Source organism: Zarconia sp. (assembly GCF_057467645.1).
The window spans coordinates 23,559-40,654 of the sequence record NZ_JBRJXU010000092.1; the positions used below are offsets into that span (position 1 = coordinate 23,559).

The 17,096-nt window shown below is 48.7% G+C and carries 13 protein-coding genes; 7 read left to right on the top strand and 6 right to left on the bottom strand.

Features of this window, described 5'->3' with window-relative positions; all coding sequences use genetic code 11:
* Window positions 1-654 precede the first annotated feature (654 nt).
* The 6 genes from AC2215_RS13620 (at window position 655) to AC2215_RS13645 (ending at window position 8,402) form a co-directional block, all read left to right on the top strand.
* Window positions 655-930, top strand: a complete 276-nt coding sequence (locus AC2215_RS13620) for a HetP family heterocyst commitment protein (protein WP_486810636.1) — start codon at window positions 655-657, stop codon at window positions 928-930.
* A gap of 454 nt (window positions 931-1,384) precedes the next feature.
* Window positions 1,385-2,401, top strand: coding sequence for a calcium-binding protein (locus tag AC2215_RS13625; RefSeq protein WP_486810557.1), 1,017 nt, complete (start codon window positions 1,385-1,387; stop codon window positions 2,399-2,401).
* 242 nt (window positions 2,402-2,643) lie between these two features.
* Window positions 2,644-4,536: a hypothetical protein gene (locus AC2215_RS13630; protein WP_486810558.1), complete on the top strand. Its 1,893-nt coding sequence runs from the start codon at window positions 2,644-2,646 to the stop codon at window positions 4,534-4,536.
* A 409-nt stretch (window positions 4,537-4,945) separates the two neighbouring features.
* Window positions 4,946-5,113, top strand: a complete 168-nt coding sequence (locus AC2215_RS13635) for an NblA/ycf18 family protein (protein WP_486810559.1) — start codon at window positions 4,946-4,948, stop codon at window positions 5,111-5,113.
* Window positions 5,114-5,284: 171 nt separating this feature from the next.
* The gene (locus AC2215_RS13640; RefSeq protein ID WP_486810560.1) at window positions 5,285-6,802 is read left to right on the top strand and encodes a carotenoid oxygenase family protein; all 1,518 of its coding nucleotides are present in this window, start codon (window positions 5,285-5,287) and stop codon (window positions 6,800-6,802) included.
* A 181-nt stretch (window positions 6,803-6,983) separates the two neighbouring features.
* Complete coding sequence (locus AC2215_RS13645; RefSeq protein ID WP_486810561.1) at window positions 6,984-8,402, top strand: glycosyltransferase family 2 protein; 1,419 nt, start codon at window positions 6,984-6,986, stop codon at window positions 8,400-8,402.
* Here AC2215_RS13645 and AC2215_RS13650 read toward each other — a convergent pair.
* The 6 genes from AC2215_RS13650 to AC2215_RS13675 all read right to left on the bottom strand — a co-directional run bounded on the left by AC2215_RS13650 (window position 8,388) and on the right by AC2215_RS13675 (window position 15,605).
* Complete coding sequence (locus AC2215_RS13650) at window positions 8,388-9,116, bottom strand: SMI1/KNR4 family protein (RefSeq protein WP_486810562.1); 729 nt, start codon at window positions 9,114-9,116, stop codon at window positions 8,388-8,390. The genes AC2215_RS13645 and AC2215_RS13650 overlap by 15 nt on opposite strands.
* Before the next feature lie 34 nt (window positions 9,117-9,150).
* Window positions 9,151-10,101 carry a hypothetical protein gene (locus AC2215_RS13655; protein WP_486810563.1) on the bottom strand — a complete coding sequence of 317 codons (951 nt, stop codon included), beginning with the start codon at window positions 10,099-10,101 and terminating at the stop codon, window positions 9,151-9,153.
* Between the two features lie 33 nt (window positions 10,102-10,134).
* Entirely contained in the window at window positions 10,135-11,040 is a 906-nt protein-coding gene (locus tag AC2215_RS13660; protein ID WP_486810564.1) for a hypothetical protein, read from the bottom strand.
* A 33-nt stretch (window positions 11,041-11,073) separates the two neighbouring features.
* Window positions 11,074-11,823: a radical SAM protein gene (locus tag AC2215_RS13665; RefSeq protein WP_486810565.1), complete on the bottom strand. Its 750-nt coding sequence runs from the start codon at window positions 11,821-11,823 to the stop codon at window positions 11,074-11,076.
* A gap of 151 nt (window positions 11,824-11,974) precedes the next feature.
* Window positions 11,975-13,705, bottom strand: a complete 1,731-nt coding sequence (locus tag AC2215_RS13670) for a diflavin flavoprotein (protein WP_486810637.1) — start codon at window positions 13,703-13,705, stop codon at window positions 11,975-11,977.
* Between the two features lie 172 nt (window positions 13,706-13,877).
* Complete coding sequence (locus AC2215_RS13675; protein ID WP_486810566.1) at window positions 13,878-15,605, bottom strand: diflavin flavoprotein; 1,728 nt, start codon at window positions 15,603-15,605, stop codon at window positions 13,878-13,880.
* Between the two features lie 343 nt (window positions 15,606-15,948).
* On the opposite strand from AC2215_RS13675, the gene AC2215_RS13680 reads away from it, so the two are divergent.
* Window positions 15,949-16,896, top strand: a complete 948-nt coding sequence (locus tag AC2215_RS13680; RefSeq protein ID WP_486810567.1) for an Rpn family recombination-promoting nuclease/putative transposase — start codon at window positions 15,949-15,951, stop codon at window positions 16,894-16,896.
* Window positions 16,897-17,096 lie beyond the last annotated feature (200 nt).

Here is a 17,096-nt window from a genome sequence, read left to right on the forward strand (position 1 = left end):
ATTTGTTTTCTCAATACTTTCTGCATTCTGGCAATATGCCTAAAATTTAAGATTCATGAATAAACGGCACCAGAGATTTTTTTTGTTATATATTTAGTTATGTTTATATCATCATTTTTTGATAAATAAGGTTTGCAAGTATAAGTCTAGTCATTTTTAAAAGTCTTGTAACTAAACAACGACCCATACTTTTCGATCGATAAATATCGCTTTTTCTTCTTATAAAGAATGCTGTATTTATTAATTTTTTATCTGGAAATCATTCTTTAACTTCGAGAAAGCATTATCTGGAAAGGTAAAATTAAGTTTGTATGTGACTCAAAATTGAATGCGATCCCAAATTTGATAAAAGTTATCAAATTCATTCAATATCGACGGTAGGCTGCACTCAAATTACTTTAAAAATCGATCGGGCAACCCATCCAATCAGTAGCTTTTTTCCCTTGCCCGTTGAGCTAAGTTTTCGCTTAAAAATCTCACTCAATTTAGGTGAGTAATCCTTCTTCATGCATCTTCTCTTTAGAGCTACATGAGTTCAAGGATATAGCCGCTTAGTTGACTTTCAAAAAATAAAGAACGATCGACCCAAACTAGAGTTTTCAACGATTCGTAGAAAATAAAACTCTAGGTAAACTCCTATCGGACTAGAATATGATGAATACGAGAAATCGAACTTATTCTTTCAACAGAAAGATTGAAAAAATTTTGACATCCGAGCAATACGAACACCTTGTTGAAGCGATTATGGCCGGGAAATATTCATGGGCTTGTACTTTGATGTTGCGCTTTGGAGGGGATAATCCTTTAGCTTACATTCCCTACCGCACCTACAATCGGATCGTGAAAGAAAATCGTGACGGCTGTCAACCGAGCAAACATCGTCGCCGAATTGCGGATGAAGAATTAGAATGGTCAGAGCGATCGGTTTAGTGCTGCGACACGGAATTAAAAATGCCGAGTCTACATAGCTTTCAGAGATTGAAGACCGGTTAGTTCTTTCTAGCGCACTGCACGAGATGTTTCTAATTCTTCGGAATCGATAGAACGATTATGGGGTTTGTAGCGGGTTGATGCTGCAAACCTCGCAATCGTTCTATCGCGACATTCATTTAGGTGAGGACAGTCTGAGCGTCACCAGCATCCTGCGCCCGTTTCCCCTCAAAGCTAGCATTGCTCCCGAGAGCGACTCAACACCGTCCATAACAACTCTGAATATAGCGATAACCCTTGACCGTTGGGGTTTTGAGAAGACGATCGACCCGAATTTTCTGCCGTTGCATTTTCTTTCCAGAACAAAAGTGCATAAGTTTTCCATCGCTCCAACCTATAAACGCCACAGGAGGAAATTCATCCTCCCAAACACCATAGATGGAGTTCTTGAGTTATGGCATTCATTCCTGGTACGCCGGCATCTGAAACCTTAAATGGCAGTCCCTTTGCAGATGGGATATACGGTTTAGACCGCAACGATACGTTACGCGGTGGCAATGGCAACGATGTCATGTACGGCGATCGCAAACCTCCTTTTTTCCCAGTTTTCCCTCTAGTTCTTGCCGGTGACGACGTTTTATTTGGTGAAGCTGGAAACGATTCTCTCTGGGGGGATCCGGGAAACGATCGCCTGTATGGAGGTCGCGATGAAGATTTTTTAGATGGTGGATTGGGTAACGACTATCTTAATGGTGGATTAGACAACGACATTCTAATTGGAGGTAGTGGAAATGACTCGATGTACGGGAGTCGTGGAAATGACTTGATTTTTGGCAACTCTGGTTCCGACTTAATCTATGGCGGTTCTGGCAGCGACTCGATGTATGGCGGTGGCGATCGCGATGTAATTCATGGAGAGCGCGGTAACGACATTATCTTTGGTGAAAATGGTAACGACGATCTTTACGGTGGCGACGGTCGCGACTTTATCGATGGCGGCGATAACAACGATCGCCTCTATGGGGGCGCACAGAACGACCAGTTGCTGGGCGGGAACGGTAACGACGTACTAATCGGTGTCGATAACGATGATGCCGAACCCGGACGAGGTGAGTTTGATATTCTCACCGGTGGTGACGGGAACGACAAATTTATTTTAGGGCGTATCGGCAAAGCGTTTTACGACGATGGTGTTATCGAAGTCGGCAATTCCGGCGAAGCAGATTTCGCGCGCATCACGGACTTTATTGTCGGTCAAGACACGATCCAACTCAAAGGCAACGAAAACTACATCCTCGAATCCTTCATGGTGGATGGCAGCACCAGCACGCGCATTTTCATCGACCAAGGTCTGTGGGTCGATACCAGCGGTAACTTCTTCCAAGCGCGGGAACTGGTGGGAATTGTTGATGGTGTCGATCCCAATACCCTCACCCTGAACGAAGGCGGACCTCTAACAACCATTGTTTAGGGCCACAGGGGGGAGCGACAGTATGCCGGCAAACATCCTACGCTCAATTTCCCCCATCGAAGAGGGCGTTAGCGCGCGCCATAGCCGGATAGCGCACAAGCTTTGGGAAATGTCAGGTTTCGCGTGACTCAGAATGAATCGCCCCAATGGTTGCGCCCCGACAGCCCCCAATTTTTACTCGAACGCCACGAACTTGACGATTCACACAATTCTTTAATCCAACAAAAATCGGACAAATTATCATGGAAACTCTTGGTTTTGGAAATCTCCCCAACACTCGTCCCCTCGGTCAAATCGGCAGCTTAGAAGAAGATCCGATGGTCGGTGCACTCGCCAGCGACCTCATGGGGCCCGATGCGAGTAATACCTTGGTGGGTGTCGCCTCCGGAGGCGGTCTCGAACCGACTGTCGAACCGACCCTAGAAACCGTCGCTCTCGATGGCATCATCCTCGGCGAACGCCCGATCGAAATGTCCCCCCCGTTCCGCGAACCGGATACTGTGGACGTGCGCCCCGAACTCGATCCCGACCCCATCATTGGCGTTCCCGTCGTTCCCCCCGTGGTGCTTCCCGGCGACTTTGAAATTATTCTGCCTCTCCCTGACGACCAGCTCTTGTCCCAAGACTCCCCTGGGGTGAAATTCGGTTCTGAAGCGGCCGATCGCATGGGAGAAGTGGTAGCAACCGGTGACTTCAATGGTGACGGCTACGACGACGCGGCCATCGGCGTTCCCGGCGAAGATGTGGGTTCTATTAATAATGCCGGTGCGGTGAATATCATCTACGGTTCCGGTCTCGGTTTAGATCCCAACGGCCCGCCCCTCAACGACCAAGTTTGGACGCAGAACAGTGCGGGTTTGAACTCTGGTTTGGGTGCAGAATCCGGTGATGGTTTCGGTTCGAGTTTGGTGGCGGCCGACTTCAACGGCGACGGATTTATGGACTTGGCCGTGGGTTCTCCCGATGAAAATGCGATCGATGTGGTGGATGCGGGGATGGTGAACGTCATCTACGGTTCCGCCAACGGTTTGAACGCCACCGGCAGTCAGTTCTGGACGCAAAATAGTCCGGGGATTAGTTCCGGTTTTGGTGCCGAAGCCGGAGATAATTTTGGCGAAACCCTCACCGCCGGTGACTTCAACGGTGACGGATTTGTGGACTTAGCCGTGGGTGTTCCCGGTGAAGATGTCTTCGATATCGTCGATGCGGGGGCAGTGAACGTGATTTACGGTTCCGCCAACGGTCTGACCTCCATCGGCGACCAGATTTGGCACCAAGATAGCGGCCAAGCACAACTGAGTCCGGTTCTCGGTCCCGTTGCGGAAGCGGGCGATCGATTTGGCGGTGCGCTGACGGCCGGGGACTTTGACGGCGATGGTCGGGACGATTTGGCTGTCGGCAGTCCTGGGGAATCCGTCGGCAATATTGAGGATGCCGGAGCTGCGGTGGTGATTTACGGTTCGGCCAACCGCTTGACGGCAAACGGCCATCAAACCTGGCACCAAAACCGACCGGGGATTCTCGATGAGGCGGAAACGGGCGATCGATTTGCCGCGAGTTTGACCGCTGGCGATTTCAACGGCGACGGCATCGATGACTTGGCCGCTGGGGTTCCCCAAGAGGATATCGAGAATGTCTCCAATGCCGGTGCGGTGAACGTCATCTACGGTTCGGCCAATCGCCTGAGTGCGACGGGAGACCAGTTCTGGCATCAAGATAGCTTTGGGGTGCAAGGGGTTGCTCAAGGGGGCGAAAATAGCGAGTTCGGCTTCCTAGGCGATCGCTTCGGCACTAGCCTGACGGCGGCGGACTTCAACGGTGACGGCATCGATGACCTGGGTGTGGGCGTTCCCGGCGAAGACCTCGGGGTTGGTGTCAACAGTATCGATGTGGGTGGGGTGAATATCCTCAACGGTTCTCAAAATCGCCTCACGGGATTGGGCGATCGCTTTGTCTCCCAAGATAACCTCGACATCACCGGCGAACCCCCTGAATCTCGCGATCGCTTCGGCTGGAGTGTGGCTGGGGGCGACTTCAACGGTGACGGCCGTGCCGACTTGTTAGTGGGCATTCCGGGCAAACAGATCGATAACCTGAATGCGGCCGGGGCTGTTGGCGTCCTCTACGATGTGTAAGTTGAATGTCAGTTGAATCCAGATGAGCTTCTAGATTGACAAACGTTCGGTCGATTGCGGGTGGTATTTTTGCGGTACCATCCGCTTTTTTTGCGTCGATGATGGTGCAGCGCTTGTAGAAAGTCGAAGCATTCAGCAGTCGCGCGAGACTCCTCACCCTTTCTGGACAGCTCTACGGCTTGCCAGCTATGACTCTTAGCATTTCTCCGGGGTCGGAAATGTCACCCCTGTAACGAAATTCATCTGCTTTTGTGTAAAATATTGTTGCTTTAATTAGGATTAGCTTGACAATGTAGACAAGCTACCCTTCAAGCGTTATATTAATTAACAAGCTCTTCCGTACGCACTTCAATCGGGGATTGGATGAGGTATTGGAAGCCATTGCGACTATATGTAAGGAGCGATTTATATGAATATGCCAGCTCAACTCAGTATGGAACAGCAATTCCGGCTACAGATTTTACAAACACAAGTGAAAAATCTAAGCCAAGAAGAAGCACAGGATTGCTTATTAGAAGTATTACGCCAGATGATGGTCAAAGATAATCTCGTCAAGCATTTACTCAAAAATAAATGAGACCTTAGACCTCATACTCAAACATAGAAAATTTCAACCCCCAGTGGGATACTGGGGAATTTTTTTGCGGAAGAGAGACCCGATCGATTTATAATTCAAATAACGGCAAAATTATCCGTTACTTTGAAGACAAAATATCAATCTATAACGAATTAATCGATCGACTCCAAAATGCCCATTCAAAAATCCTTGCAGCCCACTGCCGATCGCACTTTCGCTACAGATGGAAAACCTTACGATCGCCAAGACTGGCAGGGCGGTTATCGTTCCCAGCCCAATGAATATGAATACTCGATCGAGGATATCGAAGGAGAAATTCCCCCGGAATTAGAAGGAACTCTCTTTCGCAACGGACCCGGTTTACTCGATATCGGTGGCGAACCCGTTCATCACCCATTTGATGGCGATGGAATGGTCTGTTCTATCGCCTTTCAAAACAGTCGAGCCTATTTCAAAAATCGCTTCGTTCGCACCGAAGGCTACGTCGCCGAACGGCAAGCCAATAAGATGTTGTATCGCGGTGTTTTCGGCACGAATAAACCCGGTGGATTTTGGGCAAATGCCTTCGATGTAAAACTCAAAAATATTGCCAATACCAATGTCATTTATTGGGGGAAAAAGTTGCTTGCCCTTTGGGAAGCTGCCGAGCCCCACCGTCTCGACCCCGCCACCCTCGAAACCCTTGGTAAAGACGATCTCGACGGACTGTTGAAACCGGGAGATGGCTTTTCCGCCCATCCCCGCATCGATCCTCACTGCGAAATGGATGGGGGCGCCCCCTGTTTGGTGAATTTTGCCCTCAAAGCCGGAATTTCGAGTACCATCACCATTTACGAATTCGATCCGGCCGGAAAGCTGTTACGGCAGCATAGCCACGCCATACCCGGTTTTGCCTTTATCCACGATATGGCAATTACCCCCAACTACTGCATTTTCTTTCAAAATCCCGTCCGCTTCAACCCCTTGCCCTTCGTCTTCGGATTGCGGGGGGCTGCCGAGTGCGTGGCTTTCGATCCGACGGGGACGACGAAAGTTATCCTGATTCCGCGGTTTGGGAATAACCGAGAGGTTCGGATTCTCGAAGCGCCTTCCTCCTTCGTCTTCCACCATGCCAACGCCTGGGAGGATGGAGACAAAATTATTGTAGATTCGATCGCCTACGACTCCTTCCCCACCGTTGAACCCGATGCGGATTTTCGCGAGTTGGACTTCGATACCGTCCCGGCCGGGCAGTTGTGGCGCTTAGAACTGTCTCTCGATACCCAAACCGTCCAACATCGGGTACTTGAATCTCGCTGTTGCGAGTTTCCCAGCTTGCATCCCCAAAACGTCGGTCGAAACTATCGATACGTCTATATTGGGGCCGCCCATCAAGAAACGGGGAACGCACCCTTACAAGGGGTACTGAAGCTGGATTTACAGACCGGGGAACGGCAGTTATCTAGTTTTGCCCCCCGCGGTTTCGGCAGCGAACCTCTATTTGTACCTCGTCCTGGTGGAACTGCCGAAGATGACGGTTGGGTACTAATAATGGTGTACGATGCGGCCAAAGATCGATCGGATGTTGTTATTTTGGATGCAAACAATATCGAAGCCGAACCCGTCGCGCGCCTGCACCTGAAGCATCACGTTCCCTACGGATTGCATGGGAGTTTTACCTCGGAGTGTTTCGCGCCATCCCCTGTGTAAAATTTGACTCGAAGTGGGATGCGGGCCAAAATCTGCATCTCCAGTTCGTTGTTGCGAAGGTCGAAAATGCTTCTAGAATGTATCATCGAACAGAGGATACAATGAGGGGCATCCATCGGTTATGGTTTTGCATCCAAATCTAACTAGATTTGAAAACGGTCTTGGCAAATCTCCCAGGTGCATGAACTTCAGTGTTGTCATTACAACCTATAACCGTTTAGACCTTTTAAAGCGGGCAATTGATTCGGCACTCTCACAAAGCGTTGCCTGTGAAGTGGTGGTTGCAGACGATTGTTCCACAGATGGCACGCGGGAATACGTGACCCACCTGCGAGATACGCTGCACCAGCAAGGGGACGATCGCCTGGTGTATCATTGCAATGCCTCAAATCAGGGTCATTCTCTGACGATGAATGCCGGGGTTAAGGTGGCACGAGGAGACTGGGTTAAACCCCTCGACGACGACGATTATCTCGCGGCGAACTGCATTGAAGAAATGACCCAGGCGATCTCGTTGCGGCCTCAAGCGGTGATTTGTTCGTGTCAAGCCGCACAAGTGGATGCCGAGGAAGTTGAACTCAGCCGCACGGCTAAAACCGGTCCGGGGAAAGCGTTCTACATTCCCCAAGAAGATATTCACTACGGAATGTTGCTGGAAATGGTGCCTTTTGGAACGCCGGTTCAGGTGGCCTTTCGCCGGGATATATTTTGGCAAGCGGGGGGTTGGGATTCTCGGTTCGATGGTAACTGCGACGATATCGATTCGTGGATAAAAATCGCCCAGTTCGGAGATGCGGTCTTTCTCAATCAATGTTTGGCCTATCGCACGATTTGGCCGGGGGCTTACAACCATCGCTTTTCCGTGCAAAAGCGGATGGATACCAATATTTTGATGAAGCAAAAAATCCACACCCTCGTTAATCAAAAGTATCACGACGATCGACCGGAAATCAAAGACGTTCGAGATTATTTAAAATTACATTGGAGTTTTGTCTCACTCAAGCAAGGTCAGCTTTGGGCAACCCTACAAACGGCATTTCCAGCTATCTTTTCTCTTCCGGCTTGGAAACTTTTAGTCAAAGCTATTTTGTTTCGCCATCCACCTTGGTTTGCGAAAGAAAAATTGTTTTGTGAGTATGCCAACGAGCTATTATCTCAATCCCCTGACGTTCTCGAAAATTCAACAACGCTAGCCGACTTTCATTCTGGTGAAAAAACATCAAGAGTTCGCAATATAATCGAAAGGGTCGGTCAGCATGCGGTTTTAAGGTTTCGTCGCCAGGAAACAAAGAGCGAAGCTGAAAATAACACCCCGATCGCTCAACAAGATACTAATCTAAAAATCTTGGATAACTTATACCAGTTTATCCAGACTCACCCACCGAAAAATCCTCCTCAACTCAAAGCCATTCGCGCTTATCTTCAGCTTCGTTGGAGTTGGGACGCAATTCAAAAAAAGAAGATGGTTGAGGGTCTCAAAACGGCGTTTCCAGCGATCTTGTCGATTTCTGCTTGGCGGATTTTCTTTGCTGCTGTTGAAGCCGATTATCGAGAGAAACGACGCAATAAAATTCGCAAGCTGGTTTTAATTGATGATTAAATTGGCAGCTTTGGGATTGAGAAACATCCGAATTTCTTCTTCTCGCTTCTCATCAGAGCGAACTTCTTTTTCTCCATCGGGATACTCAAAAGTATAGTACGCTCCATTTTGATAGCAAGATGCGATCGTCTCGATTGCTCTGTTTAGATCGTCGTATACAAAGTAGATCTCTCCTTCACTAAAAAATCTCAACAAAGGGGAAAATTCGTTTTGAGATGTCGTGCCAAAAAGGCAAATATGTTCTTTGCAATCCAATGTAAAAATGGGAATAAAATAATTGTTGAGTATTCCCGAGTGCTCTATCCAAATTCCATCTTCCTCTCTCATTTTTTCGAGTAATAGAGCGCCTACATCATCGGCAATGTCTGCGCGTAAATCGATCGTATCTTGAATAGGGTTAAAGGTATAGCCGGGAAAGAGTTGATCGGGACTTCCATTGTAAATATCCGAGCCTATATCTAGCGACATCATGCCATCATGCCATTGATACAATTCGTAGAATTCAGTCGGCAAGCAAAAGGGGAGTGGATCTAAAAACTCATCCAATTCCGATCGACTCAAACCCGGTTGTAAAGCCGAGTAAGAATTTGGTTGATGATGCTTTAACCATTCCCCGATGAAATTGAGACGATTTGGGAATTCTAGAATCGGTCTAGTCATACTAAATCTGATATAAAACAATTCATCAAATTTTTTAATTTGGCGAACGTTCAAGTTCTTTAATTTTTTGAGTGATGAAGCCGATCTTCTAAAACTCGATCTCATCGGGGTCAGATAAGGTATTCGTTGGACGAGCGTTAGATGGATAATCGTGAGGATGTTCTTCTCGTTCGTTACCTTGAGTACCCATCCACCATTCATAGCTTCCCCATGTATCGCATTGCATATGTTCGATGGGTTGTATCTCGTGACTTTCAGAAAACTTAATTCGATCGAAACGAGTGATCGTCAAAATATCTTTAATTTTCTTCGGTAAATTATCCAGTGTTAAAGGCTGAATGGGTTGACTGTCACGCTCGTATGGAATGGGATCTGGACAATCGTGAAAATAATAAAATAATCCTAGCCATGTTGCTAAATTATAACGATATCCTTCTAATGGAATCGCACAAGTTACCAAGTTTTTTTCAAAAAGTGTATGCAGTGTTCCGTACGGACAATAGGTAATAAAGAGGAGAGCGGGTTCTCCAGAAAAGCGCACGATGTAGTCTGCGTAATCCTTACTTCTCAAGCAATGAGATTTCAAAATATTGTACGTTTGTGCTTCATTACCGGCAAGAAGCAACAGCCAAGGAGCTTCGGAATCTATCCATGAGTCGTCTGAATCGGGAGTTGAGGTTTCTCCTTCCTCAATCCGCAGAATTGATATTAATGGAGTTAGAAGATCGGGAGAAATATCCTGGGTGGATGTTGTACTCAGATCGAATTTCAATAAACCGAGTTTGTCGAGAATCTTATGGGAGGGAATCTCAAGATAGATAACCCGATTCTCGTATTCTTGCGACCATTCCCAAAAGAGTTCGTCCAAATCGTACAGACATGGTTCCGGCCATCCCTTGTGCCAAAGCTCTCTCTGAAATTCAATATTAGGCTTTGGAACAGCTCCACCTTCACCGGAATCGAATACACCAATATGACCATCGGCATCGACCGCAAACCAGGTTGTATCCGCGCTGTGAGCGGCGGGAAAATCTGACATAAATCTTTTCTCCAAATTTAGTTTAGTTTAGATTTAAGAGCGATTCTGAGGATATCCTTCTCGTTCGTTACCTTTAGTATCTATCCACCGCTTACTTGTCCCCCATGTCTTGCATTTCATATGTTCAATGGGTTGTATCTCGCGACTTTCAGAAAACTTAATGGCATCGAACCAAGTCCAAGTCAAGATATCCTGTAACCTCTCTGGCAAATCATCGAGTTTTAAGGGGTGAATGGGTTGACCGTCACACTCATATGGGAATGGGTAGGAATAATCATGTAGGTAGGAAAATAGTCCCAGTGTTGTTGCGAAATCTCGACGATAGGGACTAGATGGATGAGCATATTGCACCAAGCCTTGATAAAAAAGTTCATGAATCGTTGTCTTGGGACAATAGGTTATAAAAATGAGATTAGGTTCTCCGGAGAAATGGAGAATGTAATCTCTAGAATCTGCACTTCCCAAGCAGTGATGTTTCAAAATATCGAACGTCTTCGCTTCATCGCCCGAAAGAATCAAAAACCAACAACCATAGAGCATTTCCCAGTCAATATATGAATTGGGATTTGAGATTACTCCTGCATCTATCCACGACGGCGATCGTGATATTGGTGGAATTTTAGAGTTTTTTTTATTCGTCGTCTTTTGGCTGCAATTAGACTTAGGTAAATCGATTCTAAGTTGGTTGAGAATCTTATGGGATGGAATCTCAAGGTCAATAACTCGATTCTCATTTTCCTGCGACCATTGCCAAAATAGATCGTGCAGCTCGTATAGACACAAATTGTCTTGTCTCTTCGTCCAATACTCTCTCATAAACTGAGAATTCGATTCCGGAACCGCACCACCTTCACTTGAATCGAATACACCAATATGACCTTCGGCATCAACCGCAAACCAAGTTGTATCCATACTGTGAGCGGCGGGAAAATCTGACATGAGGAATCCTCCACTTCATTTGCTTGAAATCGACTAATTCTCGCCGCAGAACACCAACGGTAAATCTTGAAGGGCAATTTCTAGGGCGTTGGCAGTGAGCGCTTTTAACGGGCGACGAGCCACAGTATAGGAACACCACGATACCTGCTTGTCCCAGGATATCGCACAAAAACGGGGGCTATTTTGGCACGCCGTCAAACAGGTCATCGACTGAAAGGGTTGTTCCCCGGCAACCCGGAAAATTTGCTCGGGTGTTGGCGTATCGATTCCGCGCATGGGCAAATAGACGATGCGATCGTTTCCAATCCCCGAATAGCGCAGTAGTCGAGCTGCATGGGTTACAGACTTGAGGTTCGACGCAGATACCAATAAATTAACGCCACTGTGAATTCCCAATAATTCCAACTGTTTCACCGGCCCGATAACTCGCATCACTTCTTGTGGCTGTTGGGGGAAGTGAATCGAGAGGTGAACTTTATCCGGACGTGCCGCCACCAACCGCTCTAAATTCTCGCCGTGCAAGTGCAATCCATTACTGGTGACGGAACGAAACAAGACCCCTTGCAATCGCTGTAAAACTTCAAATAATCCGGGGTACTCTAAAGGTTCGCCCCCGCCTAAAGAAACCGCCCGAGTCCCCAAACTGGCACAATCGCGAACGAAGGTGACAATCTCATCAGGAGTCCAAGTGGTATTCCCGCCAGAATGACTGTGGTTATAGCAAAAGTGGCATTGCTTACTGCATTGATTGGTGAGTTCGATGGAAATTCGTTCGACACTCATCGATGTTGCTCGGGAAAAGAAAGATAGAAGTGGGAGGGTCTCGATCGCAACGAAATCCAGACCCTCCCACGCAAAACTATCTTAACGCCAGTACTGCCACGTTGGCTCGAAAGCTAACGGCCGATCGCGCTCGTGCTGAACGCCGATCGACCTAATAATTACGCCCGGACTTGCGATGGTGGAGAGCCGTTTGTCCGTCTTTTTGCAACATATTCCCCCGATCGATCGTCGCATATACCACCCAATGGTCGCCGCATTCCATCCGATCTTTCACCGTACATTCCAAGTACGCCAGGGCATCCTTAAGAATCGGACAGCCGTTTTCTCCCTCTTCCGTCTCCAATCCGGCAAATCGGTCTTCACCGGGAGCAAACTTCTTCATAAAGTGCTTCCGCAGGGAGCGACCTTCCGCGAGAATATTGAGGGTAAACGTATCCCCGACGTGGGTTAACGATTCCACCGCCCGTTCTTTCGCCACCGCCACCGTCACACCCGGCGGATTGAAGGTTGCCTGAGACACCCAAGAGGCGAGCATCCCGCTGGTAACCCCTCCCTGTTGGGCACTCAAAACGCACAAAGACCCGACAATGCGCCCGACGGCTTGCTCGGTATTGCTGGCCGGTTGGGCGGGGGGACGGAATTTTTTCGATCGCTTAATGGACTGGGCGAAGTCCGTGCCGATTTCTTCGCAGGTTTTCAGGGTCACATCCGTAGGTTTGAACTTCACCCGAATCGTCTCGAAGGCTAGTTGGTAGCCCCCATCTCGCAGCTTCGTCTCCAACAAGTCGATGGCTTCCCCACTCCAGCCGAAAGAGCCGAACACCCCGGCCGGCTTGCTCTTATCGGCACTGGAGAGGATAATCCCCAAAGCCGTTTGAATCTGGGTGGGGGCGTGGCCGCCGAGGGTGGGGGAACCGATGATAAATCCAGCACATTTTTCGATCGCCGCTTGAATTTCCTCCGGTTCGGCCACTTCGCAGTTAATGGATTCCACCCCAATTCCGGCTTTGGTGAGACCGCTCGCGATCGCCTGTCCCACGGTTGCCGTATTACCGTATGCCGAAGCGTAAATCAGCGCCACGGAGATTTTCTGCGAATTTTGCTGCCGACTCCAGAGGCGGTAATTTTCCGTGAGTTCCGTCAAACCGTAGCGTACCAGCGGCCCGTGACCTGGGGCGTAGAACTTCGCGGGGGGCAGGCTATCGAGTTTATCGAGCACCGTCGCTACCTGACGGGCGTGGGGGGCCATCAGACAGTCGAAATAGTAGCGGCGATCTTCGTTATATACGCTCCAGCCTTCATCGAACACCTGATGGCCGCAAACGTGAGCGCCGAAAAACTTATCGGTAAACAGGATTTGGGTTTTCGGATCGTAGCTGGCCAATCCGTCGGGCCATCGGGGAGTGGGGATGGGGGTAAAGAGCAGTCGATGTCCGCCCCCTAAATTGAGGGTTTCTTCCCCCCGCATCACCTTAATCTCGAGATTGCGTTCTGGGAGGAGGTTGCGAAGGGCGATCGCGCCGGGGTTGGAGCAAATGAAGGTAATTTGGGGCGCGAGCTTTAACAGGGCATCTAAGGTGACGGCCCGATTGGGGTTGACGTGACCGAGGATGACGTAATCGAGCTGGGTGACGTCGATGCGCTCTTGTAACTGCGTCAGAAAGTTTTCGGTAAACGACTCTCCGGGGGGATCGAACAGGGCGGTTTTTTTGCCTCGAATCAGGTAGGAATTGGCGGTGGTTCCCCGTTGCAAGGCGTATTCGATTTCAAAGCGCAACCGTCCCCAACTGCGCGATCGCACCGCTAGGGTATCGGCAGCAATTTCGACGGTCTGTACGTCTCTCGGTTGAGTAGGAATCTGCGGGGTGGCGGTTTCTAGCATGGGTAGAGGAGTTTGATAATGGACAATTGACAATGGACAATTGACAATTACTTTGAGTGAAAGGTAAGAGGTTTCAAGGCGATGTTATTGTGTTGTCCGCGAAAATAAAGGTAGGGGTCAACGGCCGTATAGCGCTTCGCGCATGGCTACGCTAAGACCCCTACTCCATTAATTAATAGTGATTTCCGACTTTCCGATGGTGAGAGGCCGTCATGGCATCGGATTTGGAGACGCGGCCGGTATCGACGCTGCTGTAGACGATCCAGTGGTCCGAGCATTCCATGCGGCTGGTGACCGTGCATTCGAGGTAGGCTAAGGCATCGGTGAGAATCGGCGAACCGTTCTGGGCGGGTTGGGTATTGACCCCTTCAAAGCGATCGGCACCGGGGGGAAATCGCTTCAGGAAGTGCTTCATCAAGCCTTGATAGTTGCCTTCTTCAAGGATATTGAGCACGAAACGATCGCCCACTTGCATCAGGGATTCGATCGCCCGGTCTTTGGCTACCGCAACGGTAAAGCCGAGGGGTTCGAAGCTGGCTTGGGCGATCCACGAGGCCAACATGCCGCTGGTGAGGTCGCCTTTTTTGGCAGTAATAATATAGAGTCCGCCGCTGATGCGTCCGAGGGCTTTATCCAAGTCGCTATCGAGGGACTTCATTTTTTTGATGGCATCTTTGAGGGTCAGGAGTTGACCCATATCCGTGCCGGATTCTTCGCAAAGCTGGTAGGTTTGCTCGCTGGGAGTGTCGGCAATCCGAATCGGTTTGAATCCCACTTTCAGACCCAAATCCCGCAGTTTGGTCGTCAGGGGATCGACGGGTTCGTCGTTACCGCCATAGGCTTCAAAAATCCCGAAGGCTTGCTTGTTTTTGGCAGCGGCAAACACCGTCCCTAGGGCATCGAGAACTTCCGTGGCCACCGGACCCGATGCCGGTGGCGTACCGATGGCGATCCCGGCGGCGCGACCGACCAATTCGTGGACTTCCTGGGGATCGGCGGATTTGAGATCCATCATCTCGACGGCAACGCCGGTTTTGGTCAAACCTCGGGCGATGGCTTGGGAAAGGCGATCGCTATAACCGTAGTCGGCGACGTAGAAGACGGCGACGGTGGTTTCCCCTTTGGCTTGGTTTTGACTCCAAGTCCGGTAGCGTCCGGTAAGTTCCCCGACGTTGTGGCGCAGCAGGGGACCGTGTCCGGTGGCGACGGTGGCGATCTCCCCCAGTTTGTCCATCCGCTTCATCGCGGAGAGGACGGAACGGGCGTTGGGGGCCATCAGACATTCGTAGTAAAATCGGAAGTCCGGCTCGATTTCGCTGAGGTTATCGTCGTAGGTGCGATCGGAACAGTAGTGCATTCCGAAGGCATCGCAGGTGTACATCACCTGGGTGTGGCGATCGTAGGTGAAAATCGTATCGGGCCAGTGGAGGTTGGGGGCATTGACGAATTCGAGTACGTGAGAGTTGCCCAAATCTAGGGTATCGCCATTTTTGACCTGCAGGCGCTCGAAGGGATGGTGAACGAGATCTTCGAGGAACTTAATGGCGACTTTTGCCCCGACGACGGTAATATCGGGGGCGAGTTCGAGGATATCTTTGACCAAACCGCTATGGTCGGGTTCCGTATGGCTGATAATTAAATAGTCGATTTCGGTGGGGTCGATGGCTCCCGTGAGGGCATCGCGGTACAGTTGGCGAAATTTAGCGTGGGAGGTATCCACCAGGGCGGTTTTTTCCCCGCGAATGATGAAGGAGTTGTAGGTGGTCCCGTTTTGCAAGCCAAACTCGATATCGAAGCGATCGCGATCCCAGTCCAAGCAACGAATGGTTGTCGTATCTTCGGCAATCTCGACGGTCTGGGTCGTTAGCCGTTTTTGGGCGGGTGCGGTGGCAACTACCATATTGTGACCTCTCGATGTTAAAGTTTTATATTTTTATCACTTTCTTCATATTGTTACACAGATTTTACATAAGCTTCGATCGAATAACCTATCGTCCGCTTAAGTTTTTTTAAACTCATGAAAGTTCAACGATCTAAAACCAGAAGCTTCGAGGTCAATAGCCCGAATCCCAAAGGTAATGGCGTGGCAGTTGCTTGGAAGACATCCAATTTTGAAAAGAATAGAGTAAATTTGGGTTTTAGATCTTTGATAATGTCATATAATAACGAGCGAAAGATGGCTCGAAGATAAATATCTTGAGAGTTTGACTGGCTAGTAACTCTATCGTTTTGGGTGGAAAAACATGAGATTTATTATTCCCAAAATAGACTTTGCTTTTAAAAAAATATTTGGTTCTGTAGATAGCCAAGATATTTTAAGGAGTTTTTTGAATGCTCTGCTCTATCAAGACCAAGCCCCGATTAAAAACTTAGAAATTATCGATCCCTATTCCTCTGCAAATACAGCGGGATTAAAAGATGGCTATCTCGGGATTAAGGCAACCCTCGATAACCAACACATTGTTGCAATTGATATGCAAATTCTCAATGTGGCGGCATTTGATAAGCGAGTGGTTTACAATGCTGCAAAAACCTATGCCACGCAGATTAAATCGGGAGAAGGCTACTTTAAACTCAATCCCGTTCTCACGTTGACAATTACCGATTTTCGACTCTTCGAGCGTCACGAGCGTGCGATTTCCAGATACCGATTCAAAGATATTGAAGATTTGGGAGATCCGATGAATGTCGAAATGGAGCTGATTTTTGTCGAACTTCCTAAATTCAACAAATCGATAGACGAACTCGAGACCCTTGCCGATCGATGGATTTATTTTATCAAAAATGCAACGGAATTAGAAAGTATTCCCCCACAGATGCAAGTGATTCCGGAACTAACAAAAGCGATGCAGCTTGCAAATCGAGCGAGCTTGAATCGGGAAGAATTGGAGTTGTTAGAAAAACGCGAAATGTTTTTCTTCGACCAAATTGGAGCCGTCAAAAAAGGAATTGAAGAGGGTCTGGAAGAAGGACGCAGATTGGGGTTGCAACAGGGATTAGAACAAGGCTTCGAACGGGGGGAACGCCAACTCGTTCTTCGGCTGCTTTATCGGCGATTTCGCCAACTGACTCCGGAACTGCAAAATCAGATCGAACGTTTACCGAGTTCCCAACTCGAACAGCTTGGTGATGCTATTTTTGAACTCAATGATATGGCAGATTTACAACGCTGGTTAGCACAACTGAAATAGACGATCGAAATCTCCCCAGTTTGTATCTCGATCGCATCGCAGAGGTCAAAACCGATTCGATACTGAAACGGCTAGAAAAGATGAGAAAATAGTGGCAGACGTAGCGCCATTGAAGGAACGGGTCGATTTCCAGAAGCCGCCAGCGCGATCGAGCAAGTCCCAAATTCGTTCGTCATGAGTAATCACTCAATCGAACGGAT